Below are 23216 nucleotides of genomic sequence, written 5' to 3'. Positions count from 1 at the left end.
CTCAGGCGTTTATTCGGCGTCAGTAGCCACGGGCCCAGTCCACTTGGCGGGGGAAAGGTGTGTCGCTGGGCAGCTCCTGCAAATTCTCCAGCAGTTGCGCGGCAATCACGTCGACCGGCGTGCGTGTGGCGATATGCGGGGTGATCCGCACCTGCGGATGCCCCCAAAACGCATGCCCGGCAGGCAAGGGTTCGACGCTGAACGTATCCAGCGTTGCCAACCCCAGTTGACCGCTGGACAGCGCTGCCAGCAGGTCCACCTCCACCAAATGGTCTCCACGCCCGACGTTGATCAAGTGTGCGCCAACCGGCAATTGGGCAAACAGCGCGGCATCGAGAATACCGTGAGTCTGCGCAGTGAGCGGGAGCAAACACACCAGGCTGTCGCAACGACGGAGGAATGCCGGCAGTTGTGCCGCGCCGACAAAGCCCTCGACCGTCGCCGGTAGCCCTGGCTTGGCGCTGCGACTCCAACCGGCCACGCGGTAGCCCAAGGCGCTGAGCGTACGGGCGCAGGTGAGCCCCAATTCTCCCAAGCCGAGAATGCCCACCCGATGCTGCCGAGGCGGCTCAACCTCGGCCGTCGCCCAAAGGCCTGCGCGTTGCGCTTCGGTATAGCGCGACATGCCGCGTTGTGCGCTGATCACCGCCCAGCTGACGTAGGCCGCCATGCCCTCGGCCATTTGCGGGTCGATGATGCGAAAGGCTGGCAGATGGCGTGGCAGCAGTGGGTCGTGCAGTAGGTGCTCGATCCCCGCGCCAACCGATTGAATCAAGCGCAGGTGCGGCAGGCTGGCCAGCACGCCGGGTGGCGGAAACCAGCACACCGCCACGTCGATCTCGGCGGGATTACCCAGTGCCTGCGCCAGGCGTACGTCGTGGGCGGGATAGCATACGCGCCAGGATTCGGCCATGGCGCTCATGTCGTCACTGGCGCTCAGCAAGGCCACGGTCAATGGCCGGCTCACTGGCGATAATCCGGGGCGATGCGGTCGAGTTGACGCAACAAGGCGCGCCAGGCCAGTTCAATGCCATCCGGGTTATCAAGCTCTCGCGTGCTGCGCTGCCGATTCGGCTCGTTGAGCTGGGCGCGGGTGCGCTCGCACACGGCACGCTCGGGCAGGATCAGCGCACCACCGGCCTGGGCCGCAAGTTGAACTTCACAGGCTTTTTCCAGATAGAACAGGCGAATGAACGCTTCGGCAACGCTGCGGCCAACGGTCAGCAGGCCGTGGTTGCGCAGGATCATCACGTCATTGTCGGCCAAGTCTGCCACCAGTCGCGCTTGCTCATCCAGGTCGAGGGCGACGCCTTCATAGGTGTGATAGCCGATGCGCTTGTGGAAGGTCAGGGCGAATTGATTGAGCGGCAACAGCCCTTCCGGCTGGCAGGCCACTGCGCAGCCGGCGCGGGTGTGGGTGTGCAACACGCACTGGGCGTCTTCGCGGGCGGCGTGAATGGCGCTGTGAATCACGAAACCTGCCGGGTTGACCCGCTGCGAGTGGGCGTCGACCGGCTGGCCCTGCATATCGATCTTGACCAGGTTGGAGGCGGTGATTTCCTCAAACAGCAGGCCGTAGGGATTGATCAGGAAGTGATGCTCGGGGCCGGGGATGCGCACCGAAAGATGGGTAAAGATCAGATCGCTCATGCGGTAGTGAGCGACCAGTCGATAACACGCGGCGAGGTCTTCGCGCAGCCGTTGTTCCAGGTGATTCATCGGGAGGATTCCTATAGAGGGGAGGGCGCGATCCCGCAGGACCGCGCCGCGTAGTCAGCGTTGTGGGCGGGTCACGTAACCGGCCAGCAGCGCGCCGATCAGCGAGATGCTCACGATCAACGCCAACAGGCTCGCCGGCCCCCAGGACTGGTTATCGGAGAACACCAGGGTTTGCGTGGCCAGCGCCGGCATAAACCCTGCGATCACCGCCGAGAGGTTGGCCGAAAGCCCCAGCCCGCTGTATTGCAGATGCGCCGGAAACAGCCGCGACAGCAGGTTGCCGATGGGCGCATAAGGAATGGTCGCCAGCCCCAGGGCGCAGACCATGCCCAGGGTGATCCACTGCGGATTGCGTGTGTCCACCAACCAGAATATCGGGAACACCAGCACCAGCGTGACCACATAGCCCAGCACCACGGTGTTGATCGCGCCGATGCGGTCGGCCAAGCGGCCAGACAACAGCAGCACCACCATCTGCGCCACCGCGCCGATGCTCAGTGCCTTGAGGATGACCGTGCTGGGCAGGCCCAGGGTCTTGGTCACGTAGCTGATCATAAAGGCGGTCATGATGAAGAAGCCGGCGTTGCATTGCAGGTACGCCGCGATGCCGATCAGCAGGCGTCCGGGGGCTTTTTTGAACAGCTCCAGCACGGGCAGTTTCTTGGTCTTGTCCTGCTGCGCCAATTGCTTGAACGCCGGCGTTTCCTCGACGTGCCAGCGCAGCCACAGCGCCACTGCGACCAACACGATCGAGACCAGGAACGGCAAGCGCCAGGCCCACTCAAGAAACGCATTGCCCGGCAGCGAAGCCACCAGCGCGACGCTGCCAGAGGACAGCAGGGTGCCGGTCGGCGAGCCCAGTTGCACCACCGAGGCATAGAACCCGCGCTCACGCGGCGGCGCGTATTCAATCGCCATCAAGGTCGCGCCGCCCCATTCGCCGCCGGCGGCGATGCCTTGCATGGCACGCAGCAGGGTCAACATGATCGGCGCGGCGATACCCGCCGTGGCATAGGTGGGCAACAGGCCGATGGCGGTGGTCGCCAGGCCCATCATCATCACCGTGGCAACCAGCGAGACACGCCGCCCGTAACGGTCGCCGATATGGCCGAAGACCACGGCGCCCAGCGGCCTGGCCAAAAAGCCTGCGCCGAAGCTCAGGAACGCGCCGATCAAGGAGATCGCCGGCACATCCCCGGGGAAGAACAACGGCGCGAACACGATGGCGGCGACGGTGCCGAACAGGAAAAAGTCGTACCACTCCAGCGCATTGCCCAGGTAGGCTGCGAAGACAATCTTGCGGATCTCGCCCACGCGCAAGTGCGGCGTGGCGGCCGGTGTTTGCAGCGCAATCGTTTCAGAAGTCATGGTCGGTTCCGAAGGTCAGAAAATACGGAAAGGGACGTTGAGGACCACGCGGGCTTCGTCGACATTGCCTTCAATCTGGGTCTTGCTGTTGGTGCGCAGCCAGTTGCTGCCCACCGCCAGGCTCGCGCCCTTGAAGCGGCTGGATTGAAAGGCGTACATGAGGTAGGCGCCGACTTCATAGTGGCTTTCATTGTCTTGCGTGGTCGCCAGGGTGTAGGCCCCGTTGGCGCCGCCTTTGTAGTCGGTGCCGTCGATGCCCCAGCCGCGGATGTACCACACCAGTGAACTCAGCCCCGGCATAAAAGCCGCCCAGTCGCGGGTATACGCCACCTGGAACGAGGTCTCGTTGGGGCCGTTGAAGTACGAGCCCATGGTGTTGGGCAGCGACATGGCGTTGGAGTCACGCACGTAGTCGAACCACTCGTTGCCGACGATTTTCTGCAAGCCGAACTTGAGGGTGTTGGGCCCCCAGATCGGCGTGACGGTCAGGCCATAGGCTTGCTGGCTGATGTTGCCGGCCAGCTCTCGCCCCTGGGAATCGGTGTTGTAGGCGTCGAGCCGAATGCGCGTGGTCAGGGCGCCCCATTGCGCTTGTGTGGCCAGGCCCAGGTACTGGCGGTCCCATACGTCTTCCAGGCGCGAAACATAAGCGCTGGCACGCCAATCGGCGCCGAACTTATAGTCGCCACCGACGTAGCCGTTCCAGTCCGGCGTCACGGTGCGGGTGGCCCACTGCAAGCCCAGGTCCTCGGTACCGGCGGCAGCCCGGGGGCTGGTGTGGTCGAAGTAGCCGGCCTTGAGGGTCAGGCCCTTGACCGAGGTGTTTTCCAGGGAGGCACCGTCAAACGAGGCGGGCAAGGCGCGCAAGTCGAAGAAGCTCATCATCGGCGTCTCGACTTGCTGGCGTCCGATCTTCACTTGAGTGTCGGCCAGGCGCAGCTTGAGCGCGGCAATGCCGAGCTTGCTCCAGTCATCGACCACGCTGCCGTCCTTGTTCACCAGCAGGCGGTTACTGCCGCCGGCCGCCTTGGCGGTGCTGCGCTCCAGGGCGATAGCCGAGTACACGGAAAGGTCCATGCCTACGCCAATCGGGGTTTGGGTGAAGCCTGAGCGAAAGTCCAGCTTCAAGCCTTCGACCCACGCAGTGCGTGAGTGTGATGTTTGCGGCCCGTCCTGGGTGTTATAGCGGTAGAGGCTGTTCTTGCTGGCCATTTCCTTGGAAAACCAGGTGCGGGTGTTGAGCGTCAGTGAACTGTCCTCGATGAAGCCGTGATCATCGCCCCAAGCCACCGGAATCAGGGTGGCGAACGTCAGCGCTCCGGCGATGGCGCCGGTGAGTGTGCGAATGCAATGCATGGGTTGTGCCTGTCAGAAGAGAACGGCAGATCGATAAGAATCGAGCGCTTATTGTTGTTGTTATGGTGTTTGCCAGGTGCGTCTTCACTTCACGCAGGGTTGAGCGGTTCCAGCTCGCACCAGCGCGCCATGAACACCGCCAGTACCTTGGCGGCGTCCACCACCGAATCAATCGAAACCCACTCGTCGATCCCGTGGATATTGCCGCCGGTGGCGCCATAGCAGGTGGCCGGAATGCCGCCGTACAGGTTGAAGAAACGGGCGTCGGTGGTGCCGGTGAAGGTGAACTGCCCCGGGTTGGTGCCGATCACGTCCAGGTGCGCCGCCTGCAACGACTTGACCATGGGGGTGTTCATGTCGACTTCACAGCCTTCGGCCTGGAAGCCCTGGTAGCGCACGCGGTACTGGGCGTCGCCGTGGGCCGGGTGAGCTTCGAACGCGTCCTGGATGCAGGCTTCGAGTTCGCTGCGCACTTCCTTGGTGGTGCGGCCCGGGTAGAAACCGACGCGGATATCCAGGCGACAACGGGTGGGCACCGAGGAGGCCCATTCGCCACCTTCGATCTTGCCCAGGTTGAAATTGATCGGCTTGTGGCTGTGGGTGTAGCAATGATGGCGGTTCTCAGGCTCATTCCAGTGGGCCTCGCGTTGCTTGAGGGCCTCGAACAGTTTCATCGCCATGTCCACGGCGGAGAAACCTTCGCTGGCCACGGCGGCATGGGCCGGGTGGCCTTCGATTTCGACGGTCAGCCACATCACGCCCATTTGGCAGCTCATCACGCCGTTGTTGGTGGGTTCGGTAATGATTGCGGCGTCGGCGCTGTACCCCGCCACCAGGCAGGCCAGTGCGCCGTTGCCGGTGCATTCTTCTTCGACCACCGATTGCAGGATGACCTCGGCTGCCGGTGCGTAGCCGAGGTTTTGCAGGGCCTTGAACGCAATCAGGTAAGCGATGATGCCGGACTTCATATCGGCGCCGCCGCGACCGTACAGGCGATCACCGTCGACCCAGGCTTCGAATGGTGGGCGCGTCCACAGGCTAGCGTCACCCACCGGCACCACGTCGATGTGTCCATTGAAAATCAGCGAGCGTCCACGTGCCTGCCTGGGGCGGTGATGGCCGATCACATTGACGCGCCCGTCGTAGCTGATCAGCGACGGCGAGTAGCCAGGGTGTTCACGGATCGCGGCTTCATCGATCACCAGGTCGGTGACGTCCAGCCCCAGCGCGGCGAACTGCTCGGCCACCCAGGTTTGCGCCGAGGCTTCATCGCCCAGCAGCGAGGGTTTCTCGATCAGTTGCGATAGCCAGTCGACGGTTTGCCCACGTAGGGTTTCCACCGCCGAGATGATGTCCCGCTCCAGTGCCAATGGGGACGTGTGGGGTTGCAGCATGTGACCTCCGGGTCAATCGGGTAAAGAGTGAACCGAAGGCTAAGAGGGCGGGATGTATGTCGTCTAATACCTAATTTTTTCAGTGTCGATGCTGAAATGGCATGCTAGATGGCAGTGCGCCAGTGCCCTGTTTTTTGGCATTCTCGGAGGGGGCAGGGCTGCCATCATCTGGCAAGCCCCTTCCTACATGTGCCTTGAGTTGTCGCTAAGGGCGGTGTCAGGTGCTAGGTTGCCAGCCGCCGCCCAGGGCGGTGATCAAGCCGACACTGGCTTGCAGTTGGCGGGTTTGAACCGCCTGCAACGTCCTCTGCGCCTGCAGCGCCGCCGTTTGCGCCGTGACCACATCCAGATAACTCACCGCACCCGCCTGATAACTGTTCATCGCCAGCGTTTGGGTGTGTTGCGCCGCATCCGCTGCGGCCTGCTCATCTTGGGCTTCTTGCTGCAAATCCCGCAGTTGCGCCAGGTTGTCTTCCACCTCGCGTACGGCTTTGAGCACGTGGCTGCGGTACTGCGCCGAGGCTTCTTCGAATTCGGCCTTGGCCTGGCGCTCATTGGCGCTCAGGCGACCACCATCAAAGATTGGCAGGTTGACCAACGGCCCCAAGGCCCAATAACGATTACCCGCCGAGAGCAAGTTGCCGACGCCCTGGGTCTGCCCGCCTATCAGTCCGGTCAGGCTGAAATCCGGGTACCACGCGGCCTTGGCCACGCCGATATTGGCGTTGGCGGCGAACACCCGGCGTTCTGCTGCGGCGATATCCGGGCGGCGTTGCAACAGGTGGCTGGGCAGTTGCGAAGGAATGCCTGGCAAGGTGATGAGTTGCTGGCTGGGAGGCAATGAAAAATCACTCGCCGCCACGCCCACCAGTTCGCTGATGGCATGCTCGGTGAGGTTGCGTTGGCCGCGTACTTCATCCAGCTGCGCCTTGGCTTGCGCGAGCTGGTTTTGTGCGCGGGTCAGGTCCAGTTCCGAAGCGATCTGGCCTTCGTAGCGACTGCGCGTGAGTTGTAGCGCCTGGCTGAAATCCTCCAGCGAACGGTTGAGAATCCGCGCCTGGGCATCCAGCCCATTGAGCTGCACATACAAGGTCGCCAACTGGTGTTGCAGGCTCAAGCGCGCCACCGCTAGGTCGTCGGCGGACGCTTGCGCCTGGGCATCGCCGGCCGCCACTTGGTTGCGGATTTTGCCCCATAGGTCCAGGTCGTAGCTCAGGGAAAAACCGGCGGTGTTGCTGTTGTACACCGACGGCTGGGTATCGCCCCGCAGCGGTCGCGAATCCGATTGCCGCTGACGCAAAGGCTGTGCACTGGCGGTGATTTGCGGGAACAACCCGGCATGCAATTGGCTGGCATACGCCTGGGACGCGTCAAAGTGCGCCAGTGCCGCCGCCAGGTCTGGGTTCGCCTTGAGCAGTTGCTGTTGCAAGCCGTTCAGGCGTGAGTCGTTGTAGAGCGTCCACCAAGCGGGTGCCAGTTGGTCCGACGGTTGCGCGCTGTGCCAGGGGCCGTCGCTGGTCTGTTCACGATAACTGGCAGGCAAGTTCACGCTCGGCACCTTGTAGGTCGGTGCCAAGGAGCAACCCTGTAGTGCCAGCAGGATCACGGCGGCGAGAGGCTTAAGCCTTGGGCGCATGCGCACCTCCGGAGGCAACAGCCAGTTGCACCGGGTCGCCTTCGCGCAGGGCGTCCGGCGGGTTGTCGACCACGCGGTCGGCAGGTTTCAGGCCTTGGTCGATGACCAGGCGCTCGCCGAGATCGAGGCCGATATGGATGGTTTGCAGATGCACATGATTCTGCGCATCCAACACCGCGACTTGAGTACCTTGGGCACGGAAGATCAACGCACTGGCCGGAATGCTCACACCATGGGTGTCGGCCGGAATCGGCAGCGTTGCTTCGGCGTAGTCGCCGGGCAGCAGTTCACCGTTGGGATTGTCGGCGACAAACTGCGCGAGCAGGGTGCCGGAGCGGCGGTCAATGGCGGTGGAGTCGCCGATCAGTCGCGCCTTGAAGTGTTCACCGGGATGCTCGGGCACCGTCAGTTCAGCTTCTAGGCCCGGGTGGATAACGGCCGCGTAGTTCTGCGGCACCGGCACATACAGGCGCAATTGGTGGGTGTCGGCGAGGTTGAACAGCTCCGGGTCGCTGTCGGTATCGGCCTTGATCAACTGGCCGATATCGGTGTTGCGCGCGGTGATGGTGCCAGCGAACGGCGCGCGAATGGTCTTGTAGCTTTCCAGCGCCGAGAGCCGTGCGTAGTCCGCAGCGGCAGCTTCGGCGTTGGCCTTGGCCGCAGCGGCGTTGGAGGTTTTTTCATCGGCCTCCTGGCGCGATACCGAATGGCTGGCCAGCAGGTTTTGCCAGCGCGTGGCGGTGGTTGCGGCCAGGCGTGCGTTGGCCTGCTCCTGCACCAATCGGGCGTGGGTCTGCGCCAGTTGTTGGTCCAGGTCGGGGCTGTCGATTTCGGCCAGGACTTGCCCGGCTTTGACCTGCGCACCGATATCGGCTTTCCAGTCCTTCAAGTAGCCGCTGACCCGCGCATGGATCGGTGCCTTGCTCCAGGCTTCCAGGTGAGCGGGCAAGCGCAGGGTATCGCCGGCGGCATTCTGTTGCGGTTGGAACACCATCACTTGCGCGATGGCCGCCGTTTCCGTCCACGCAGTGACCGACTGTTCGTGGAGGGTGCGGGCATGCAGGCCGTTGGCGACCAACAGGGCGGCCAGGGTCAGGCCGCCGACACCCATGAGCATCAGACGCTTGCGCGAGGGTTTTTGATCAGACGACATGTGGGGTTTCTCCTGCAACAGCGCGAGTAGGGTGACGCCCGTGGACCAGGCTGAAGACCACGGGTACAAACAACAGGGTGGCGATGGTGGCGAAGATCAAGCCGCCGATCACCGCCCGGCCGAGGGGGGCGTTTTGTTCTTCGGAAATGGCCAGCGGCAACATGCCGATGATCATCGCCAGGGCGGTCATGCACACCGGCCGGAACCGGGTGTAACCAGCCTCCATCGCGGCCTTGAGCGCATCGCCGTGTTCGGCCAGGCGTTCACGGCAGAAGCTCACCACCAGGATCGAGTTGGCGGTGGCCACGCCCATGCACAGGATCGCGCCAGTCAATGCTGGAACTGACAACGAAGTGCCGCTGAGGAACAGCATCCACACAATGCCTGCCAGCGCCGCGGGTAGGGCTGTGATGATCACGAAAGGGTCGGCCCAGGACTGGAAGTTGACCACGATCAGCAGGTAGATCAGCACCACAGCACCCAGCAGGCCCAGGCTCAAGCCGCTGAACGCTTCATGCAACGCATCGATCTGCCCATGCAGGCTGATGGTCGCGCCTTTGGGGCGCATCGAGGCGGTGTCATCCAACACTTTTTGCACGTCGCGGGCTACGCCACCGAGGTCGCGGCCTTGCACGTTGGCGTACAGGTCCAGGGTGGGTTCGATGTTGTAGTGGGTCACCACCGCCGGGCTTTGTACGCGGGAAATACTCGCTACGCCGCCGAGGATTTGCGACTGGCCATCGGCACCGGTCACCGGTAGCGCTTCCAGTGACGGCAGGCTGTCGAGGCGGTATTGCGGCGTGGCCGCGACGATGGAGTACGACACGCCATTGGCCGGGTTGAGCCAAAAGGTCGGCGCCGTCTGTGAGCTGCCCGCCAGGGAGGCGACCATGCTGTTGGTCACGTCGCGCTCGGTGATGCCCAGGCCGTTGGCACGCAGGCGGTCCACATTCACTTGCAGCGATGGGTAGCCGGTGGACTGCTGGATACGCAGGTCGGCGATGCCCGGTACGTGTTGCAAGCGACGTTCAAGTTCCACCGCGTAGGCACGGTTTTCTTCATCGCTGCGCCCGGAAATTTTTACGTCCAGCGGGGCAGGCGCGCCGAAGTTGAGGATCTGGCTGCTGATGTCGGCGGGCAGGAACGCAAAGTGGCTGCCGGGGAAACTTTGCGGCAGGGCTTCACGCAGTTTTTTTACGTAGTCGGCAGTCGGTGCGTGGTCCTTTTTCAGGGTGACCTGGATGTCGCCATCTTGCGGGCCGATGGTGCCGCTGCTGCTGTAGGCCATGTCGATGCCGCTGAGCGGGATGCCGATGTTGTCGACGATGGTGTCCAGTTCGGCGGCGGGGATCACTTCGCGGATCCGCTGCTCAATGCGGTCGAAGGCGGCGGCGCTTTCCTCGATACGCGTGCCCAACGGCAGGCGCACATGCAGCGCTAAGGCACCGGCATCGGTGGCGGGGAAGAAATCCTGGCCCAGGCTGGGCAGCAACAGGAAGGATGCAAGTACGCAGGCCAGGAAGCCAACGATAAAGCGTTTGCGATTGGCCAGCGCCAGGGTCAGCAAACCGTGGTAGGTATCGCGGACGTTCGAGAAGTGACGCTCGAACCCCTGTTGGAAATTCAGCACCCCTTGCAGCAGGGCATTACGCGGCTTTTGGTGTTGCTCGCCCTCGTGGTGGTTGATGAATGCATCTTCAGGGTGATGCCCCGTGCCTTGCTCGGGTGTGTGGGGCTTGAGCAGGAACATCGCCAGCGTCGGCACCAGGGTGCGCGAGAGGATGAACGAGCTGGCCATGGCAAAGATCACCGCCAGCGCCATCGGCCGGAACAGGTAACCGGCAATGCCTTGCAGTAGGAACATCGGCACGAACACGATGCAGATACACAGCAGCGACACGAACGCCGGGCCGACGATCTGCGCGGCGCCGTCGAGGATCGCGGTTTTCACCGACTTGCCTTGTTCCAGGTGCCAGTTGATGTTTTCGATGGTCACCGTGGCGTCATCCACCAGGATCCCCACGGCCAACGCCAGCCCTCCGAGGGTCATCACATTGAGGGTTTGCCCGCTGACGGCCAGCAATGCAATCGCCGACAGCACCGCCAGGGGAATCGACGCGGCAATGATGATCGTGGAGCGCCAGCTGCCGAGGAACAGCAGGATCATCGCGCTGGTCAGCAAGGCGGCGATGATGCCTTCCTGGGCAACGCTGCCCACCGATTGTTTGACGAACACCGAGGCGTCACCCAATAGCGAGGTCTTGAGCGACGGCGGCAGGGTTTCGTTGATGCGCGGCAGCATCTGGCGGATGCCGTCGATGATCGACAGGGTGGAAATGCTGCCGTTTTTCAACGCCGGCATCAGCACGGCGCGGTGGCCATCGACGCGCACGATGTTGGTTTGCGGCGGCGAGCCGTCACGCACGTGGGCCACTTGGCCGATGGTGATCAGTGCACCGTCGACGGTCTTGATCGGCAGGTCGTTAAGCTCGTCGATCGCCTTGGGGCTGTTGTTGAGCAGGATCGTGTATTCGTTGGGGCCGAGTTTGGCGGTGCCCACCGGGATGATCTGGTTTTGCAGGGCCAGGGCGTTGCCCACGTCTTGGGCGGAGAGGCCTTTGGCGGCCAGTGCCTGTGGGTCCAGGTCGAGGGTGATCTGGCGTTGCTTGCCGCCCATGGGCGTCGGCATGGCCAGGCCGGGCAGGGCACTCAGCGGCAGGCGGATGTTGTTTTGCACCAGGTCGCGGATCTTGGCTTCCGAGAGGCTGGGGCTGGAGAATGCCAGTTGCAAAATCGGCACCGTGGAGGCGCTGTAGTTGAGGATCAGCGGCGGCGTGATGCCCGGCGGCATCTGCTTGAGCACGGTTTGTGACACGGCCGTGACCTGGGCGTTGGCGGTGCGGATGTCGACGCCGGGCTGGAAGAAGATTTTGACGATGCCCATGCCGGGCAGCGATTGCGATTCGATGTGTTCGATGTCGTTGACGGTGGTGCTCAGGGAGCGTTCGTAGGTGTAGATCACCCGACCGGCCATGGCATCCGGCGACAGGCCGTTGTACTGCCAGACCACGGCAACCACAGGAATACCGATATCGGGGAACACATCCGTGGGGGTTCGCAGGGCCGCCATCGGCCCGATGATGCAGATGAATATGGCCAACACGATAAACGTGTACGGCTTTTGCAGTGCGGTCTTTACCAGCCCGAGCATGCGTGAACCTCCAGGGGAGCAGGATTGCAAACCCCGGCAGTCTTGCCCGACCCACCTAACACGCACCTTTCAGCCAGGTGAAGGAACATTTAGGTAAGGTCTGAAGATCGTTTCATCTGTATTCATTTGTTCTACACAGGCCAGCTCCCCAAGCTTGTAACCCATCGGACACATCGTCTTTCTTTGGAGCCCTGCCATGTCACTTAAATCTAAGTCACTTAAACCGCTGTTGTTGATTCCCGCCCTTAGTGCTGTGTTGTTGTTATCGGCGTGCGCCGGCCCGATTCCGAAGGCGGACCCGAGCGAAGCCTGGATTGGTTTGAAAGAAGACGCGCCGAACGACCTGATGGCCGAGCGCGTGGATGGCAAGCGCGTGGATGACGGGCGTTTTTTTGAGGTGACCCCGGGGGATCATCGCCTGGACGTGACGTTGTTCGAAGAGGAACCCGGTGACGACAACCAGCGGGACTGCCAGGGCCGAGTTGAGTACAAGAACTTTAAGGCGGGTGAGCATTACACCCTGGTGGAGTCGAGTCTGGGCACCACCGTGCGCGCAACCCTCAAGGATGGGCACGGCAAGGAAGTCGCCGCGACCCAGGACTTCAGCTGCCTGCCCGGCTAGGCGTGGCGCACTGCCACCTTATGGGGCTTGGCGGGTTTGACGACGTGGGGGTGGTGGTAGCGGCGAGTGATGCGCAACACCCCCCACAACATGGCGCCGGCGACGGCCAGCCAACCGCAGATCAACAGGATAATCGTTGTAGCAAGGCTCATTCTGGCCTCCTTTCGCCCCGCACGGGGCACACACAGTCTTCTCAATGGACAGTCTAGCTACCTGGCAGTTGCCCGCTATTGACCAATGGTCGTGTCTGTCCAACTTCTTTGCTCTATCTCGGGCGTTTAACCCTGGCTTTGGGCTATACCCGCGTGGCAGAGCGTCCTATGATCAGGGCCCTTACCGGCAGTTGATCAAGAGAGTAAAAAATTGCGGTTACGGTCGAATGTTCAAAAAACCTTATTGCTTGCCTGTGCCTTGGGCATGGCGGCCTGTTCTTCCGCACCGTCGAAGCTGCCGGGTTTGCCGGAGCGCGTTGAACTCAACGGTGTGCCGTCGTTTCGCAGCGATGCTTATCAGAGTGGTCCTACGGCATTAGCCAGCATGCTGTCGCAACAAGGCATTGTCATGACACCGGGGTTGCTGGATAAACCGCTGCATTTGCCTGGCGGTGAAGCGGATCTTGAACGCAACATGCAAGTGTTGGCGCGTGAGTATGGGCTGATGGTGTACCCGCTGGACGCCAAGCTGACGGCGGTGCTGGCGCAGGTGGCGGCGGGATACCCGGTGATGGCGCGTTTAGGCGGCGGGATGTTTTCTGGCGCGCGCTACGTGGTTGTAGTGGGGTTCAATCAGCAGAAAAGTACGGTGCTGCTGCGTTCGGGGATGGACCGACGCTTGTTGATGAGCTTCAGTGATTTTGAATCCAAATGGAAAAGCGCCGGGAGTTGGGCAATCCTCACTCAGCGGCCGAGTCAATTGCCAGCGAATGTGGATGCGCAGCGTTGGCGGGATGCGGCCAATGCTACAGCGCAGGCCGGGCAGGAGCGGGCGGCGGCGCAGGCGCTTAAAGTACTGGCCGAAGCCAAATAGAAAAGAACACCAAAGAACCCATGTGGGAGAGGGCTTGCCCCCGATAGCGGTGTGTCAGTCAGTGCATCTGCCACTGATATACCCCTATCGGGAGCAAGCCCCCTCCCACATTAGGTATTGCGGTATTAGCGACGTACTTCTGCTGCGTTCGGACGGTTCTTCAAATTCTTGTCAGCCTTGTAGCGCAACGCCACATCCGGCACCGAGCCACTCTTGCCCGTCTCGACCCAATTGCGAATCCGGCCTGCGTCGGCAAAGTGGGTGAACTTGCCAAACGCATCCAGGATCACCAACGACACCGGGCGGTTGCCCATGCTCGTCACCAGCACCAAGCAGTGGCCGGCCTGGTTGGTGAAGCCGGTCTTGGTCAGCTTGATATCCCAGTTGGCGCGGTTGATCAGGTGGTCGGTGTTGGAGAAACCCAGGGTGTAGTTGGGTTTGCGGAACGACACCGTCTTTTCCTTGGTGGTGCTCAATTGGCTGAGCATTGGGTAATGGCGCGCAGCGGCCAGCAGCTTGCTCAGGTCGCGGGCGGTGGACACGTTGTGGATCGACAAGCCAGTGGGCTCCACATAGTGGGTGCTGGTCATGCCCAGCGCCTTGGCCTTGGCGTTCATCGCCGCGATAAACGCCGGGTAGCCGCCTGGATAGTGGTGCGCCAGGCTCGCGGCGGCACGGTTTTCCGAGGACATCAGGGCGATCAGCAGCATCTCTTTGCGCGGCATTTCGCTGCCGATTTTCACGCGGGAGAACACGCCTTTCATTTCCGGCGTGTCTTTGATGTTGATGTCGATGTATTCGTCCATGTTCTGTTTGGCTTCAAGGACGATCAAGCCGGTCATCAGCTTGCTCACCGAGGCGATGGGCACCACCACGTCCGGGTTGCTGGAATAGATGACTTTATTGGTCTGCAGGTCCACCAGCATGGCGCTGCCGGAGGCGATTTGCAGCTTGGAGGTGTCACGCGGGGCCTGGGTGGTCTCGGCGGCGTGCGCGAAGGTGCCTGTAAATGCAAAAAATAGGCTGACGAGAGAGAGACGAATTTTCACGCGGATGAACTCGCTAAGAAGTAAGGAAATACCGTCGGAGAACGGGTTATATGACAAATGCCGTTACATTTTAGGAGTATGGATCAGAAACTGTCGAATGTTCTTCTAGAACCAGACGAAAGTGCTTAAAAAATAACAAAAAATCGGGTTTATTGCGGGCAATAAAAAGCCCTGCGATAAGGCAGGGCTTTTTCAGCACGGCTGGTTATTAGTCGTGCAAGGTTTCTGCGGCGTACAGCGTGTTTTCCAGCAGGCAGGCACGGGTCATCGGGCCAACGCCACCGGGTACAGGTGTGATCCAGCCGGCGCGGGGCAGGGCGGTTTCGTACACCACGTCGCCCACCAGCTTGCCGTCTTCCTGGCGGTTGATGCCCACGTCGATGACGATGGCGCCTTCCTTGATCCACTCACCTTTGACCAGGCCCGGTTTGCCGGCGGCAACCACCACCAGGTCAGCGCGGCCAACGTGGCCGGCAAGGTCCTTGGTGAAACGGTGGGTGACGGTCACGGTGCAGCCAGCCAGCAGCAGTTCCATGGCCATCGGGCGACCGACGATGTTGGAAGCGCCTACAACCACGGCGTCGAGGCCATACAGGTCGACACCGGTGCTTTCCAGCAGGGTCATGATGCCCTTCGGGGTGCAAGGGCGCAGCAGTGGGATGCGCTGGGCCAGGCGGCCGACGTTATAAGGGTGGAAACCGTCGACGTCTTTATCTGGGCGGATACGCTCCAGCAGTTTGGACGCGTCCAGGTGCTCGGGCAGTGGGAGTTGCAGGAGGATGCCGTCGATGCCGGCGTCGTCGTTGAGGCCATCGATCAGGTCGGTGAGGGCCTGTTGAGTGGTCTGCGCAGGCAGGTCGTAGGCCTTGGAAATAAAGCCGACCTCTTCACAGTCTTTACGCTTGTGCGAGACATAAACCTGAGAGGCAGGATCGCTGCCGACCAGGATCACCGCGAGGCCAGGCGTGCGCAGGCCTTGCTGGCTGCGCTCGGTGACTCGTTTGGCGATCTGCTGGCGCAGGCTGGCGGCGATTGATTTGCCGTCGATAAGTTGTGCAGTCATTACGCGTGATTAACCATCGAGAGGGGGAAGAAAAGTGCGCGCATTCTCGCATGTCATGGCGTGAGGGCAAAGGCGCTTGGTCTGCAAATTGCCCTAACCCCTTAAATAAAATGAATTTTTTTCAAAAAAGATTTGACGGGTTTCCAGGCCCTCTATACTATTCGTCGCACTTGTCGGGCACAGCCTAGCACTGGTTAAGAAGGTCAAGCAGAATAGATGGTTATTTTGTAAGGCTGGAAGCACTTAGTTTGTAGTCCTAATAGAATACAGATTAATCAGGCGCCCGTAGCTCAGCTGGATAGAGCATCCGCCTTCTAAGCGGATGGTCGCAGGTTCGAGTCCTGCCGGGTGCGCCATTAGGCAGCTTTGGCACAAGTAGCGCTATATGGTGGGCGTAGCTCAGTTGGTAGAGCACGGGATTGTGACTCCCGTTGTCGAGGGTTCGATCCCCTTCGTCCACCCCATATTCTGTAAAAGGCGCCAGATTAATCGTCTGGCGCCTTTGCTTTAAGAGCTTCAAGCGCGGATGTGGTGGAATTGGTAGACACACTGGATTTAGGTTCCAGCGCCGCGAGGCGTAAGAGTTCGAGTCTCTTCATCCGCACCAATTTCAAGGCGTCGTCTTGCCGCAAGGTAAGGTGGGGTTCAACAAAGAAGATGTTCGAGTTCTTTGTTAATGCAATATGGTGGGCGTAGCTCAGTTGGTAGAGCACGGGATTGTGACTCCCGTTGTCGAGGGTTCGATCCCCTTCGTCCACCCCATATTCGAAAGGCGCCAGATTTAACAGTCTGGCGCCTTTTTTGGTTTTAGCGGTTTGAATCGTCGGCGGCTGCACGTGTTGGGCCGCAATGGCGGGGCGTATCATCGTATTTATGTATCTCGATGATGCTGCGCTGCCTGCCCGACCTCTTAGCAGGGCGGGCCGTCAGGGAGATGGAGTCGGCCTCTTCTATATATAGAAGGGGCGGCGCAGAGCCCTGGCGTGATGGGATGTATTTGTCACCGGGGCGAGGTACTTCCGTGCCTTCGTACCGATAAATTGCCGGCTGTTTTCGGGCGTATTTTCAGTAGGGTGACTTCTTGAGTTTGACCCACTAGAATGCATGCCCTTGATTGGGGTCGGAAATGGCCGGCTAACGTCTGTGCAACGAGGAATATCCATGCAAGTTTCTGTTGAAAATACTACTGCTATCGAACGTCGCCTGAGCATCACCGTTCCGGCTGAGCGTATCGAGACTGCGGTCAACAAGCGTCTGCAGCAGACTGCCCAAAAGGCCAAGATCGCTGGCTTCCGTCCAGGCAAAGTGCCAATGAGTGAAATCAAGCGCCGTTTTGGTGCTGATGCACGTCAGGAAGCGGTAGGTGACGTGATCCAGGCTTCTTTTTACGAAGCTGTTGTTGAGCATAAGCTGAACCCGGCTGGCTCGCCTTCGATCGAGCCTAAGTCCCTGGAAGCGGGCAAGGACCTGGAATACGTTGCTGTATTCGAAGTGTTCCCAGAATTTGAAGTGGCTGGTTTCGAAGGTATCGAAATCGAGCGTCTGAGCGCCGAAGTGGCTGATTCGGACCTGGACAACATGCTGGAAATCCTGCGCAAGCAGAACACTCGTTTCGAAGTGGTCGACCGTGCTGCCCAGAACGAAGACCAGCTGAACATCGATTTCGTTGGCAAGGTTGACGGCGAAGTATTCGCTGGCGGCTCCGCCAAGGGCACTCAACTGGTGCTGGGCTCCAACCGCATGATCCCTGGTTTCGAAGACGGCCTGGTTGGCGCTAAAGCCGGCGAAGAGCGCGTTCTGAACCTGACTTTCCCTGCTGACTACCAAAACCTGGACCTGGCTGGCAAAGCCGCCGAGTTCACCGTGACCGTCAACAGTGTTTCCGAGCCTAAGCTGCCAGAACTGAACGAAGAATTCTTCGCTCAATTCGGTATCAAGGAAACCGGTATCGAAGGCTTCCGCACCGAAGTTCGCAAGAACATGGAGCGCGAGCTGCGTCAGGCCATCAAGTCCAAGGTCAAGAACCAGGTGATGGACGGCCTGCTGGCTGCCAACCCGATCGAAGTGCCTAAGGCCCTGCTGTCCAACGAAGTGGATCGCCTGCGCGTACAAGCTGTTCAGCAGTTTGGTGGCAACATCAAGCCTGACCAACTGCCAGCCGAGCTGTTCGAAGAGCAAGCCAAGCGCCGCGTCGTGCTGGGCCTGATCGTGGCTGAAGTGGTCAAGCAGTTCGACCTCAAGCCTGACGAAGATCGCGTTCGCGAAATGATCCAGGAAATGGCTTCGGCCTACCAGGAGCCTGAGCAGGTCGTGGCTTGGTACTACAAGAACGACCAACAGCTGAACGAAGTACGTTCGGTTGTGCTGGAAGAACAAGTTGTGGATACTGTTCTGCAGAAGGCTAAGGTGACCGATAAAGCGGTCTCTTACGAAGAAGCAGTCAAACCGGCGGAAGCAGCACAAGCCGACTGATTGTCCAACTCGTTGGAAATACAACCATAAGCCAGCCTCGCGCTGGCTTATGCGTTTTCAAGACATGACTATTTGGGAGTAACTGCAGAGCATGTTCCGTAATTCCTATATTCAGCAGAACTCTGATATCCAGGCCGCTGGCGGCCTGGTCCCGATGGTTGTCGAGCAGTCCGCTCGTGGCGAACGCGCCTACGACATCTACTCGCGCCTGCTCAAGGAGCGAGTGATCTTTCTGGTTGGCCCCGTAGAGGACTACATGGCCAACCTGATCTGTGCGCAACTGCTGTTCCTTGAAGCGGAAAACCCGGACAAGGACATCCATCTCTACATCAACTCCCCGGGCGGTTCGGTGACAGCGGGCATGTCGATCTACGACACCATGCAGTTCATCAAGCCAAACGTGTCGACCACCTGCATTGGCCAGGCTTGCAGCATGGGCGCGTTCCTGCTGACCGCGGGTGCCGAAGGTAAGCGTTTCTGCCTGCCGAACTCCCGTGTGATGATTCACCAGCCACTGGGCGGCTTCCAGGGCCAGGCGTCGGACATCGAAATCCACGCCAAGGAAATCCTGTTTATCCGTGAGCGCCTCAACTCGCTGATGGCCAAGCACAGCGGGCGTACCCTGGAAGAAATCGAGCGCGACACTAATCGCGACAACTTCATGAGCGCCGAAGCCGCGCAGGCATATGGCCTGATCGATAAAGTGATTGACCGTCGCCCCGCTTAATATAAGCCACTCAAAATAGGGCTAGTCGGCATGTCCGACCACCTGCGGGCTTGAAAAAGCCCGCATAAGCCTTCATCTTGTGTTGCAAGCCTATCGGATTTGGATCGAACGAATGACTGACACCCGCAACGGCGAGGACAACGGCAAGCTGCTCTATTGCTCCTTCTGTGGCAAAAGCCAGCATGAAGTGCGCAAATTGATTGCCGGCCCCTCGGTCTTTATCTGCGACGAGTGCGTCGACCTGTGCAATGACATCATCCGCGAGGAGGTGCAGGAAGCCCAGGCCGAGAGCAGTGCGCATAAATTGCCTTCGCCTAAAGAAATCAGCGGCATCCTTGACCAGTACGTCATCGGTCAAGAGCGTGCAAAGAAGGTTCTGGCCGTAGCGGTGTACAACCACTACAAGCGCTTGAACCAGCGTGACAAGAAAGGCGACGAAGTTGAGCTCGGCAAGAGCAACATCTTGCTGATCGGTCCTACAGGCTCGGGTAAGACCCTGCTTGCAGAAACCCTCGCTCGCCTGCTGAACGTTCCGTTCACCATCGCCGACGCCACCACCCTCACCGAGGCTGGCTACGTAGGCGAAGACGTCGAGAACATCATTCAGAAACTGCTGCAGAAGTGCGACTACGACGTAGAGAAGGCCCAGATGGGTATTGTCTACATCGACGAAATCGACAAGATCTCGCGCAAGTCCGACAACCCGTCGATCACCCGGGACGTTTCCGGTGAAGGCGTGCAGCAAGCCCTGTTGAAGCTGATTGAAGGCACGGTTGCTTCCGTACCGCCACAAGGCGGCCGTAAGCACCCTCAGCAGGAATTCCTTCAGGTTGATACGCGCAACATCCTGTTTATCTGTGGCGGTGCATTCTCCGGGCTGGAAAAAGTTATTCAGCAGCGTTCCACCCGTGGCGGCATCGGTTTCAGTGCAGAAGTGCGTAGCAAGGAAGAAGGCAAGAAAGTGGGCGAGTCCCTGCGTGAAGTCGAGCCTGACGATCTGGTCAAGTTCGGTCTGATCCCGGAGTTCGTCGGCCGTCTGCCGGTCCTGGCCACGTTGGACGAGTTGGATGAGGCTGCTTTGATTCAGATCCTCACCGAGCCGAAAAACGCCCTGACCAAGCAATACGCCAAGCTGTTCGAAATGGAAGGTGTAGACCTCGAGTTCCGTACCGACGCACTCAAATCAGTGGCCAAGCGGGCACTGGAGCGCAAGACCGGTGCACGTGGCCTGCGTTCTATCCTCGAAGGCGTGTTGCTCGACACCATGTACGAAATCCCCTCGCAGTCCGAGGTGAGTAAAGTGGTGATCGACGAAAGCGTTATAGAAGGTAAGTCCAAGCCACTGTATATCTACGAAAACAGTGAGCCGGCTGCTAAGGCTGCGCCAGACGCGTAAGCGTTTCGCAGTGTCGGTACAAACAAGGGGCCTCTAGGGGCCCCTTTGTTTTTCCGGTGTTTTTTACGGTAAGGCGTTTCCTGCGTTTAACTGCTGGCAATAAGCTTGTTTTTTTCGCATGCAGCCCCCATCTTGGTTTCAAGCTTATTTTTCATCTGTCATAGAGGCGAAATCATGAAGACCACCATCGAATTGCCTCTCCTGCCGTTGCGCGATGTCGTCGTCTATCCGCACATGGTTATCCCGCTGTTCGTGGGGCGCGAGAAGTCTATCGAAGCCCTCGAGGCCGCGATGATGGGCGACAAGCAAATCCTGCTGTTGGCCCAGAGAAACCCTGCCGATGATGATCCGGGCGAAGATGCCCTGTATCGCGTCGGCACTATTGCTACCGTGCTGCAATTGCTCAAACTGCCTGATGGTACCGTCAAGGTGCTGGTAGAAGGCGAGCAACGTGGTGCGGTTGAGCGCTTCATGGAGGTGGATGGCCACCTGCGCGCCGAAGTGGCGCTGATCGACGAAGTCGAGGCCCCTGAGCGCGAATCCGAAGTCTTTGTACGCAGCCTGCTCTCGCAGTTCGAGCAGTATGTGCAGTTGGGCAAGAAAGTCCCGGCTGAAGTTCTGTCGTCCCTCAACAGCATTGATGAGCCAAGCCGCCTGGTAGACACCATGGCTGCGCACATGGCGCTGAAGATCGAGCAGAAGCAAGACATCCTCGAAATCATCGACCTGTCGGCCCGTGTTGAGCACGTGCTGGCGCTGTTGGATGCCGAAATCGATCTGTTGCAGGTCGAGAAGCGCATCCGTGGTCGCGTGAAGAAACAAATGGAGCGCAGCCAGCGCGAGTACTACCTGAATGAGCAGATGAAGGCTATTCAGAAGGAACTCGGCGACAGCGAGGACGGCCACAACGAAATCGAAGAGCTGAAAAAGCGCATCGATGCTGCGGGCCTGCCGAAAGACGCCCTGACCAAGGCCACCGCCGAGCTAAACAAGCTCAAGCAAATGTCGCCGATGTCGGCCGAAGCCACCGTGGTTCGCTCCTACATCGATTGGCTGGTGCAGGTGCCGTGGAAGGCTCAGACCAAAGTGCGCCTGGACCTGGCCCGTGCCGAAGACATCCTCGACGCCGACCACTATGGCCTCGAAGAAGTCAAAGAACGCATCCTCGAATACCTCGCTGTGCAAAAGCGCGTGAAGAAAATTCGTGGTCCAGTGTTGTGCCTGGTGGGGCCGCCTGGTGTGGGTAAAACCTCCCTGGCCGAGTCGATCGCCAATGCTACCAACCGTAAATTTGTGCGCATGGCCCTCGGCGGTGTGCGTGATGAAGCGGAAATTCGTGGTCATCGCCGAACTTATATCGGTTCGATGCCAGGAAGATTGATTCAAAAGATGACAAAGGTAGGCGTGCGCAACCCGCTATTCTTGCTCGATGAAATCGACAAGATGGGCAGCGACATGCGTGGCGATCCGGCGTCGGCATTGCTGGAAGTGCTCGACCCTGAGCAGAACCACAATTTCAACGACCATTACCTGGAGGTCGACTACGACCTGTCTGACGTAATGTTCCTGTGCACCTCCAACTCCATGAACATTCCGCCAGCGTTGCTGGACCGGATGGAGGTGATTCGTCTGCCGGGCTACACCGAAGACGAGAAGATCAACATTGCCGTCAAGTACCTAGCGCCCAAGCAGATTTCGGCCAACGGCCTGAAGAAGGGCGAGATCGAGTTTGAGGTCAGCACCATCCGCGACATCGTGCGCTACTACACCCGCGAGGCTGGTGTACGGGGCCTTGAGCGCCAGATTGCGAAGATTTGCCGCAAGGCGGTCAAGGAACACGCGCTGGAAAAACGCTTCTCGGTGAAGGTAACGGCTGACTCGCTGGAGCACTTCCTGGGCGTGCGTAAGTTCAGCTACGGCCTCGCAGAACAGCAGGATCAGGTAGGGCAGGTGACAGGCCTGGCGTGGACCCAAGTGGGCGGCGAATTGCTGACCATTGAAGCGGCAGTGATCCCGGGCAAGGGCCAGTTGATCAAGACCGGCTCCCTCGGTGATGTGATGGTCGAATCCATTACCGCCGCGCAGACCGTGGTGCGCAGCCGCGCCAAGAGCCTGGGGATCCCCTTGGACTTCCACGAGAAGCACGACACCCACATCCACATGCCGGAAGGGGCGACCCCGAAAGACGGTCCTAGCGCTGGCGTAGGCATGTGTACGGCCCTGGTGTCGGCATTGACCGGCATCCCGGTACGCGCCGATGTAGCAATGACCGGTGAAATTACCTTGCGCGGCCAGGTATTGGCCATCGGTGGTTTGAAAGAGAAATTGCTCGCCGCACACCGCGGTGGTATCAAGACCGTGATCATTCCTGAAGAGAATGTTCGCGACTTGAAGGAAATTCCTGACAACATCAAGCAAGATCTGCAGATTAAACCCGTTAAATGGATTGACGAGGTCCTGCAAATTGCGCTGCAATACGCGCCGGAGCCCTTGCCGGATGTGGCTCCGGAGATAGTTGCAAAGGACGAAAAACGTGAGTCTGATTCCAAGGAAAGAATTAGCACGCATTAATGCGATTAAGCCTGGGGGCTTCCTTGACAGCATTTTAGAGCCCTTGTTATAAAGCGGCTCTTAAGTGTCTGTAGGCCATTCAGCACTGGTTTTTGCTTTCACCAAAAAACTTAGAATCATACTCAATAGATATATAAGGGGACTTAGAGTGAACAAGTCGGAACTGATTGATGCTATCGCTGCATCCGCTGATATCCCGAAAGCTGCTGCTGGCCGTGCGCTGGATGCAGTAATCGAATCCGTCACTGGCGCTCTGAAGGCCGGCGACTCCGTAGTACTGGTAGGCTTCGGTACTTTCTCTGTGACTGACCGCCCAGCTCGCACTGGCCGTAACCCACAGACTGGCGCAGCCCTGAAAATCGCTGCTGCCAAGAAACCAGGTTTCAAAGCCGGTAAAGCCCTGAAAGAAGCGGTTAACTAAGCTTCGATCAAGCCTTGACCTACCCGGGTCGA

At 59.8% G+C, this 23216-nt stretch carries 18 protein-coding genes and 4 tRNA genes; 11 read left to right on the top strand and 11 right to left on the bottom strand.

Annotation, left to right across the window (positions count from 1 at the left end; translation table 11 throughout):
* Positions 1-19 precede the first annotated feature (19 nt).
* The 8 genes from ACLD1Y_RS17210 to ACLD1Y_RS17175 all read right to left on the bottom strand — a co-directional run bounded on the left by ACLD1Y_RS17210 (position 20) and on the right by ACLD1Y_RS17175 (position 11837).
* The gene (locus tag ACLD1Y_RS17210) at positions 20-967 is read right to left on the bottom strand and encodes a 2-hydroxyacid dehydrogenase (RefSeq protein ID WP_429479090.1); all 948 of its coding nucleotides are present in this window, start codon (positions 965-967) and stop codon (positions 20-22) included.
* Positions 964-1719, bottom strand: coding sequence for a class II aldolase/adducin family protein (locus tag ACLD1Y_RS17205; RefSeq protein WP_429479089.1), 756 nt, complete (start codon positions 1717-1719; stop codon positions 964-966). The genes ACLD1Y_RS17210 and ACLD1Y_RS17205 overlap by 4 nt, the downstream gene beginning before the upstream one ends.
* 54 nt (positions 1720-1773) lie before the next feature.
* A complete protein-coding gene (locus ACLD1Y_RS17200) occupies positions 1774-3087 on the bottom strand; it encodes an MFS transporter (RefSeq protein WP_135308591.1) in 1314 nt (437 codons plus the stop codon).
* Between the two features lie 15 nt (positions 3088-3102).
* Complete coding sequence (locus ACLD1Y_RS17195; RefSeq protein ID WP_429479088.1) at positions 3103-4443, bottom strand: OprD family outer membrane porin; 1341 nt, start codon at positions 4441-4443, stop codon at positions 3103-3105.
* An 89-nt stretch (positions 4444-4532) separates the two neighbouring features.
* Complete coding sequence (locus ACLD1Y_RS17190; RefSeq protein ID WP_429479087.1) at positions 4533-5837, bottom strand: M20 family metallopeptidase; 1305 nt, start codon at positions 5835-5837, stop codon at positions 4533-4535.
* Positions 5838-6054: 217 nt separating this feature from the next.
* Positions 6055-7473, bottom strand: coding sequence for an efflux transporter outer membrane subunit (locus tag ACLD1Y_RS17185; RefSeq protein WP_429479086.1), 1419 nt, complete (start codon positions 7471-7473; stop codon positions 6055-6057).
* Positions 7457-8626 (bottom strand): efflux RND transporter periplasmic adaptor subunit, encoded by a 1170-nt coding sequence (locus ACLD1Y_RS17180; protein ID WP_429479085.1) that lies wholly within the window; start codon positions 8624-8626, stop codon positions 7457-7459. Before ACLD1Y_RS17180 ends, ACLD1Y_RS17185 begins: the two co-directional genes overlap by 17 nt.
* The gene (locus ACLD1Y_RS17175) at positions 8616-11837 is read right to left on the bottom strand and encodes an efflux RND transporter permease subunit (protein ID WP_429479084.1); all 3222 of its coding nucleotides are present in this window, start codon (positions 11835-11837) and stop codon (positions 8616-8618) included. The genes ACLD1Y_RS17180 and ACLD1Y_RS17175 overlap by 11 nt, the downstream gene beginning before the upstream one ends.
* Positions 11838-12033: 196 nt before the next feature.
* On the opposite strand from ACLD1Y_RS17175, the gene ACLD1Y_RS17170 reads away from it, so the two are divergent.
* Positions 12034-12459, top strand: a complete 426-nt coding sequence (locus ACLD1Y_RS17170; RefSeq protein ID WP_429479083.1) for a hypothetical protein — start codon at positions 12034-12036, stop codon at positions 12457-12459.
* On the opposite strand, the gene ACLD1Y_RS17165 is transcribed toward ACLD1Y_RS17170, so the two are convergent.
* Positions 12456-12611 (bottom strand): hypothetical protein, encoded by a 156-nt coding sequence (locus tag ACLD1Y_RS17165; RefSeq protein ID WP_429479082.1) that lies wholly within the window; start codon positions 12609-12611, stop codon positions 12456-12458. The genes ACLD1Y_RS17170 and ACLD1Y_RS17165 overlap by 4 nt on opposite strands.
* Before the next feature lie 211 nt (positions 12612-12822).
* Between ACLD1Y_RS17165 and ACLD1Y_RS17160 the strand changes: the two genes are divergently transcribed.
* Positions 12823-13485, top strand: a complete 663-nt coding sequence (locus ACLD1Y_RS17160; RefSeq protein ID WP_429479081.1) for a peptidase C39 family protein — start codon at positions 12823-12825, stop codon at positions 13483-13485.
* A 125-nt stretch (positions 13486-13610) separates the two neighbouring features.
* Here the strand turns inward: ACLD1Y_RS17160 and pbpG are convergent, their stop codons facing one another.
* Together pbpG and folD are read right to left on the bottom strand one after the other, a co-directional pair.
* A complete protein-coding gene (gene pbpG, locus ACLD1Y_RS17155) occupies positions 13611-14534 on the bottom strand; it encodes a D-alanyl-D-alanine endopeptidase (protein ID WP_429479080.1) in 924 nt (307 codons plus the stop codon).
* 208 nt (positions 14535-14742) lie between these two features.
* Entirely contained in the window at positions 14743-15597 is an 855-nt protein-coding gene (gene folD / locus ACLD1Y_RS17150; protein WP_429479079.1) for a bifunctional methylenetetrahydrofolate dehydrogenase/methenyltetrahydrofolate cyclohydrolase FolD, read from the bottom strand.
* Between the two features lie 279 nt (positions 15598-15876).
* Between folD and ACLD1Y_RS17145 the strand changes: the two genes are divergently transcribed.
* From ACLD1Y_RS17145 to ACLD1Y_RS17105, 9 genes are all read left to right on the top strand, one after another.
* A tRNA-Arg gene (locus tag ACLD1Y_RS17145) sits at positions 15877-15953 on the top strand.
* Positions 15954-15985: 32 nt separating this feature from the next.
* Positions 15986-16061: transfer RNA gene (locus ACLD1Y_RS17140), tRNA-His, on the top strand.
* 58 nt (positions 16062-16119) lie between these two features.
* A tRNA-Leu gene (locus ACLD1Y_RS17135) sits at positions 16120-16204 on the top strand.
* Positions 16205-16283: 79 nt separating this feature from the next.
* Positions 16284-16359 (top strand) — tRNA-His (locus ACLD1Y_RS17130).
* Positions 16360-16758: 399 nt separating this feature from the next.
* A complete protein-coding gene (gene tig / locus ACLD1Y_RS17125) occupies positions 16759-18069 on the top strand; it encodes a trigger factor (RefSeq protein WP_429479078.1) in 1311 nt (436 codons plus the stop codon).
* A 91-nt stretch (positions 18070-18160) separates the two neighbouring features.
* Positions 18161-18796 (top strand): ATP-dependent Clp endopeptidase proteolytic subunit ClpP, encoded by a 636-nt coding sequence (clpP, locus tag ACLD1Y_RS17120; protein WP_105522686.1) that lies wholly within the window; start codon positions 18161-18163, stop codon positions 18794-18796.
* Positions 18797-18908: 112 nt separating this feature from the next.
* A complete protein-coding gene (gene clpX, locus ACLD1Y_RS17115) occupies positions 18909-20192 on the top strand; it encodes an ATP-dependent Clp protease ATP-binding subunit ClpX (protein ID WP_010209414.1) in 1284 nt (427 codons plus the stop codon).
* 174 nt (positions 20193-20366) lie between these two features.
* Positions 20367-22763 carry an endopeptidase La gene (gene lon / locus ACLD1Y_RS17110; RefSeq protein ID WP_429479077.1) on the top strand — a complete coding sequence of 799 codons (2397 nt, stop codon included), beginning with the start codon at positions 20367-20369 and terminating at the stop codon, positions 22761-22763.
* Positions 22764-22911: 148 nt separating this feature from the next.
* Positions 22912-23184, top strand: a complete 273-nt coding sequence (locus ACLD1Y_RS17105; RefSeq protein WP_105695716.1) for an HU family DNA-binding protein — start codon at positions 22912-22914, stop codon at positions 23182-23184.
* Positions 23185-23216: the final 32 nt, after the last annotated feature.

Origin of the sequence: Pseudomonas sp. 18175 (assembly GCF_050432925.1) — a bacterium.
Classification (GTDB): Bacteria; Pseudomonadota; Gammaproteobacteria; order Pseudomonadales; family Pseudomonadaceae; genus Aquipseudomonas.
The sequence above is the reverse complement of the archived record's forward strand: the minus strand, read 5'-3'. Positions and strand labels throughout refer to the sequence as shown.